The organism is Ornithinibacter sp. (assembly GCF_035443565.1).
Taxonomy (GTDB): Bacteria; Actinomycetota; Actinomycetes; order Actinomycetales; family Dermatophilaceae; genus Fodinibacter.
In genome coordinates this window covers 4544-10284 of record NZ_DAORSO010000089.1, presented here as the reverse complement: position 1 = coordinate 10284, position 5741 = coordinate 4544, and the positions used below count along the sequence as shown (strand labels likewise).

Here is a 5741-nt window from a genome sequence, read left to right as displayed (position 1 = left end):
ACCGAGGACACCCCATGCGTTGGACCCCTGACCAGATGCCCGACCTCACCGGCCGTCGCGCCGTCGTGACCGGCGCGAACTCCGGCATCGGCCTGGTCGAGGCGCGTGAGCTCGCCCGGCACGGCGCCGACGTCGTGCTCGCCGTGCGCAACACGGATGCCGGTGACGCAGCCGCCGAGCGGATCCGGGCCACCGGCGCCGCTGGCAGGGTCAGCGTCGAGCGCCTCGACCTGGCGTCGCAGGAATCGGTGCGGGAGTTCGCCGCTGGCCTCGACGGGCCGCTCGACCTGCTCGTCAACAACGCCGGGGTGATGGCCCCGCCGAAGCACCGCACCACCGTCGACGGGTTCGAGCTGCAGTTCGGCACGAACCACCTCGGCCACTTCGCCCTCACCGGGCTGCTGCTGCCGCACCTGCTCGAGGCCGAGGCACCGCGGGTGACGACGGTGGCCTCGATCGCCCACCACCGCGGCGACGGCGCGGTCGCCGAGGGCAACCCGGCATCCGGCTATGACCCGCAGACGTCCTACGGCCGCTCGAAGCTGGCCAACCTGCTGTTCGCCCTCGAGCTGCAGCGGCGGGCGACGGCATCCGGTTCGTCCCTGACGTCGACGGCCGCGCACCCGGGCGTCTCCGGCACGAACCTGTTCGGCAGCCGCGACGGGATGGGCTCGATCCCCGTCATCGGCACCGTCGGCAGCTGGGCCGTCAAGCTCGCGTTCCCCTCGCCGGAGCGGGGGGCCGAGGCGATCCTGTATGCCGCGACCGTTGCCGAACCGGCCTCGTACTCGGGCCCGACCGGCATCGGCGAGACGCGTGGCGCGGTCGGCACGGCCAAGCAGAGCCAGTGGGCGCAGGACCCCGCCCTGGCGGCCCTGCTCTGGGAACGCAGCGAAGAGCTGACGGGCGTCCACTACTCGTTCTGACACCACACGCCGTCCGCCCCGAAGGGGGGCCAGACGCGCAGCCAGTCGCGCGTCTGGCCCCCCTTCGCCCGCGCCACGCGCGGATCTGGGACGCTTGGGGCATGTCACTGCGCCGCACCGCCATCAGCAGGATGAAGAACGGCCACGTCGACGTCCTCGTCGTCGGTGCCGGCATCAACGGGGCGGTGACCGCAGCGGCTCTGGCCGGTCGCGGCGCCTCGGTGGCCCTGATCGACCGGGCCGACTTCGGCGGGTTCACCAGCCAGGAGTCGAGCAACCTCGTGTGGGGTGGCTTCAAGTACCTCGAGAACTACGAGCTGCCGCTGGTGTTCGGGTTGTGCAAGTCGCGCAACCGGCTGATGAAGGCCTACCCGGACAACGTCAAGGAGATCTCCTTCCTGGCGACGCTGGACAACACGGCCCCCTTCAAGCCGTGGTTCGCCGCCCTGGGCGCAACGGCCTACTGGGGCATCGGCCAGTTCGGCACGAAGCCGCCGCGGCTCTACAACGCCGAGAAGCTCGAGGCCGTCGAGCCGGTCATCGACACCACCAGCGCCCGCGGCGCCGTGCAGTACCAGGACTGCTACCTGGTCGACAACGACTCCCGGTTCGTCTTCTCCTTCGTCCGCTCGGCCATCGAGGCGGGGGCGGCCGTCGCCAACTACGTCGAGCTCGTGAGCGCCCGGCGCGAGGGCGACCGCTGGGTGTGCCAGTTGCGCGACACCGACTCGGGCGAGGAGTTCACGACGACGGCCCGGGTCGTCGTCAACGCGGCCGGCCCGTTCGTCGACGAGCTCAACACCTCATGGGGGCTCACGACTGATCACCGCATCGTGTACTCCAAGGGCATCCACCTCATCGTCCCGCGCCTCACGACCACGAGGCACAACCGGGTGCTCGCGTTCTTCGACGACACCCAGCGGCTCTTCTACGTCATCCCCATGGGCCGGCGTTCCGTGATCGGCACGACCGACACCCGCGTCGACGACCCCCACACCCACGTCACCGACGAGGACCGCGACTTCCTCCTCGCCCAGATCAACGCACGCCTCGACCTACCCGCGCCGCTCACCCACGACGACATCATCGCCGAGCGCTCTGGCGTGCGCCCGCTCGTGGTTCGTCGCGGCGGCAGCGACCAGACCAACGTCGACTGGACGTCGCTGTCGCGCAAGCACGAGATCGAGCGCGACGACGCCCGCGGCGTCGTGACCATCTTCGGCGGCAAGCTCACCGACTGCCTCAACGTCGGTGAGGAGGTCGCCGAGCACGTCGAGAGACTCGGCATCCCCCTCGAGAAGGACCTGCGCAACTGGTACGGCGAACCGGCCGCCGCGACCCGCAAGGAGTTCTACCGGCAGGCACGCCTCATGCGCCTGGACTCGCTGCGCACCAAGCCCGACACCGAGCCGCTCACCGATCGGCTCTGGCGACGCTACGGCCGCCGCGCCTTCGACCTGCTCGAGATGATCCGCGCCGACCCGACGATGGGTGAGGACGTCATGGGCTCCGCCGACTACCTGCGCGCCGAGCTCCACACGGCCGCCGAGCACGAGATGGTCGTGACCCTCGACGACTTCATGCGCCGCCGGAGCAAGATCGACCTCGTCGTGCGCGACCGCGACATCCTCGGCTCCCCCGGGCTCACCGAGGTGGCCGGCATCCTCTTCGGGGATGACGCGGACGCGCGACTCGCGGACTACGTCCTGTCCAAGACCAGCCACCACGAGCCCCCGGCCGACGCAGCGGGCTGACGCACTGGGCTCGGCGCTTCGAGGGCGACCGCACCACGAAGCCGAGGGCGACCGCCGGAGGGAACAGCACGGCATCCGACGAGGTTGGACCCCCAATGCGCGTCATCGTCATCGGCGGCCACGGCAACGTGGCCAGACTCCTCACCCCCCTGCTCGTCGCCGGATCCCACGAGGTCACCGGGGTCATCCGCGACCCCGCTCACGTCGAGGACCTGCGCGCGGACGGCGCCACCCCTGTCGTCGCTGACGTCGAGTCGATGGACGTCGAGGCCCTGGCCCGTCTCGTCCACGGACACGATGCCGTCGTCTGGTCTGCCGGCGCAGGCGGCGGCGACCCCGAGCGCACCTACGCGGTCGACCGGGACGCCGCGATCAGGTCGATGGAGGCCGCTGGCCGCTCGTGGGTGAAGCGGTACGTGATGGTGTCCTACTTCGGGGCCGGCCCCGATCACGCGGTCCCCGAGGACAACGCCTTCTTCGCCTATGCCGACGCCAAGTCGGCCGCCGACGCCCACCTCGAGGGGTCGGGCCTGGACTGGACGATCCTGCGTCCCAGCCGCCTCACGCACGACGCACCGACGGGGCGCATCGAGACCTCACGAACGGGTGCCGAACCGGGGTCGGTGTCGCGCGCCGACGTGGCGCTCGTCATCGCGCAGGCCCTCGAGCGGCCGGACCTGGCCGGTACCGTCGTGGAGTTCAACAACGGCACGGTGCCGGTCGCCGAGGAGCTCGACGCCAGCGCTGCCTGAGGACGGCCGCCCAGGTGCTCCCACCCGTCGACACACCGTTGGATGCCGTTCGGCCTCCCCATCACGCTCCGGCCCGACCTCGGCCCTCGTAGGCTGGCTCACCATGACGACGACCTCCTCGGCCCACTCCCCGTCCGGGCCGCCGCCGCAGGACTCGCCGAGGCCGATCTCGAGAGCGGCGCGCACGGCATTCGCCGCGAATGCCGCCATCGCCTGGCTCGGCGTCGTGCTCACCGTCATCCTCTCCGGGCTCGGTGCGTACACCGAAGTCACGGTCGAGCCGGGCCTGTACGGCGGTCATCCCGCCGGGGTCGCCGGCGCGCTGCCGCGACTGGCGGACACGGCCAGCTACTTCACGATCTGGTCCAACGTCGTCGTCGCCGTGACGATGACGCTGCTGGCTCGGCAACCGCTTCGGGCGACGCCCCTGCTGCGGGTCCTGCGCCTCGACAGCATCCTGATGATCACCATCACGGCGATCGTCTACGCGGTGCTCCTGGCCCCGGTCACGGAGGTGGTGGGTTGGTCTCTGCTGACCGACCCGATCCTGCACCAGGTGACCCCGATCGTGACGGTGCTCGTGTGGCTCGTGTTCGGACCGCGCGGTTGGATCACCGGTCGCACCGTCCTGGCCGCGATGGTCATCCCCATCGCGTGGATCGTGTGGGTCATGGTGCGCGGCAGCATCACCAGCACCTACCCGTACGGGTTCGTCAACGTCGCCGAGTACGGGGTGGGCCCGGTCGCCGGCACGTTGGCCGGCATCCTGGCGTTCGGCCTGCTCGTCATGGCGATCTACTGGGGTGTCGACGCCGCCCTGCGCCGCTGGCTCGGCCAGCGTGCAGGGGCCACGCAGATCAGCTGAGCAGCCCGGCCATCTTCTTGGCGATGAAGTCGGTGGCCCGGCGCGGGGACAGCCGCGACATCGAGTCGAGCATGCGCGCGTCCTTGCCGATGACGACGCGGAAACTGCCGGCGACGACGGCCTTGTCGATGATCTGGCGAGCGGCGTCGGGAGCCGTGGTGAGGCTGCCCGCCGAGGCCGCGGCGTCCGTGCTCCGACCGGGGATGGCCGCCCCGGAGTTCTCCGCGATGTGGGTGGAGACCCCACCGGGGAAGACGACCGACACCGTCACCGGTGTGCCCTTGAGCTCGGCGTACAGCGCCTCGGTGAGGAGCATGACGGCCGCCTTGCTCGCGCCGTAGACGGCCTGGCCCGGGACCGGCGCCAGGGCACCCATGCTCGAGACGTTGACGACGGCAGCCTGCGGGCGCGACCTCAGGTGCGGCAGGAACGCCTTGGTCGTGTGCACCACGCCCCAGAAGTTCACGGCCATGACCTTCTCGATCTGGCCGTACTCCAGGTCGGCGAAGCGGACGAAGGGTTGGATGATGCCGGCGACGTTGAGCAGGCCGTCGACCCGGCCGTGGGCGGCGATGACGGCGTCGGGCAGGGCCTCGACGGCAGCCCGGTCGGTGATGTCGACGGTGTGGGTGCTCAGCCGCTCACCGGCACCCGCGAGGGCGGCCGTCTCGGCCAGGCCCTGCTCGCTGAGGTCGACCGCGGCGACCCGGGCCCCGCGGGTCAGCAGCCCCAGCACCACCTCGCGGCCGATGCCGTTGCCGCCGCCGGTCACGACGAAGACCTTGCCGGTGAGTTCCATGGTCACACCTCTCGATTCGATGGTTCAGGTCCGTGCGTCCACCAGGTCGGCCCGCCGGTCGTAGGCCCACCCGGGCCCGCGCAGCAGGAAGGACCACCGCTCCCGCCACGTCTGGGCACCGGCGATGTCACGCCCGATGTCACGCCACTCGTGGGTGGCGATGACCACCGGGTTGAACGTGTCGATGTTCGTCGTCAACCCGTAGACGACTCGCTCGTCCTCACGCTCGAAGGTGCCGAACAACCGGTCCCAGAGGATGAGGATGCTGCCGTGGTTGCGGTCGAGGTACTGCCGGTTGGTGCCGTGGTGCACCCGGTGGTGTGACGGCGTGTTGAGCACGTTCTCGAGCCAGCCGATGGAGCGCACCGCCTCGGTGTGGATCCAGAACTGGTAGATCAGGTTCAGGGCGCGGGCGTTCTCGATGACGCTGGGGCGCACCCCGGCGAGCGCGAGCAGGCCGTAGGGCACGCTCATCGTCAACCCCTCCGCGACGGGTTGCCGCAGCGCGGTCGAGAGGTTGTAGCGCTCGCTGCTGTGGTGCACGACGTGCATCGCCCACAGCCACCGGCTCTCGTGGTTGAACCGGTGGTTCCAGTAGTAGATGGCGTCCCAGCCGAGCAGGGCCACGGTGTTGGCGAGCAGCCC

6 protein-coding genes are annotated in these 5741 nt (G+C 70.6%); 4 read left to right on the top strand and 2 right to left on the bottom strand.

The window, feature by feature from the left end; genetic code table 11:
- The 4 genes from PLL68_RS10010 to PLL68_RS09995 form a co-directional block, all read left to right on the top strand.
- Nucleotides 1-926 (top strand): oxidoreductase (locus PLL68_RS10010; protein ID WP_324533667.1); only part of this gene is annotated, 926 nt, incomplete at its 5' end.
- Between the two features lie 101 nt (nucleotides 927-1027).
- Nucleotides 1028-2680, top strand: coding sequence for a glycerol-3-phosphate dehydrogenase/oxidase (locus PLL68_RS10005; RefSeq protein ID WP_324533665.1), 1653 nt, complete (start codon nucleotides 1028-1030; stop codon nucleotides 2678-2680).
- Nucleotides 2681-2775: 95 nt separating this feature from the next.
- Nucleotides 2776-3432 carry an SDR family oxidoreductase gene (locus PLL68_RS10000; protein WP_324533663.1) on the top strand — a complete coding sequence of 219 codons (657 nt, stop codon included), beginning with the start codon at nucleotides 2776-2778 and terminating at the stop codon, nucleotides 3430-3432.
- Between the two features lie 103 nt (nucleotides 3433-3535).
- Nucleotides 3536-4297: a Pr6Pr family membrane protein gene (locus tag PLL68_RS09995; RefSeq protein WP_324533661.1), complete on the top strand. Its 762-nt coding sequence runs from the start codon at nucleotides 3536-3538 to the stop codon at nucleotides 4295-4297.
- On the opposite strand, the gene PLL68_RS09990 is transcribed toward PLL68_RS09995, so the two are convergent.
- The gene (locus PLL68_RS09990) at nucleotides 4290-5096 is read right to left on the bottom strand and encodes an SDR family NAD(P)-dependent oxidoreductase (RefSeq protein WP_324533660.1); all 807 of its coding nucleotides are present in this window, start codon (nucleotides 5094-5096) and stop codon (nucleotides 4290-4292) included. The two genes, PLL68_RS09995 and PLL68_RS09990, sit on opposite strands and share 8 nt — an antisense overlap.
- 24 nt (nucleotides 5097-5120) lie before the next feature.
- Nucleotides 5121-5741: sterol desaturase family protein (locus tag PLL68_RS09985; RefSeq protein WP_324533658.1), on the bottom strand; the 621-nt coding region annotated here is incomplete at its 5' end.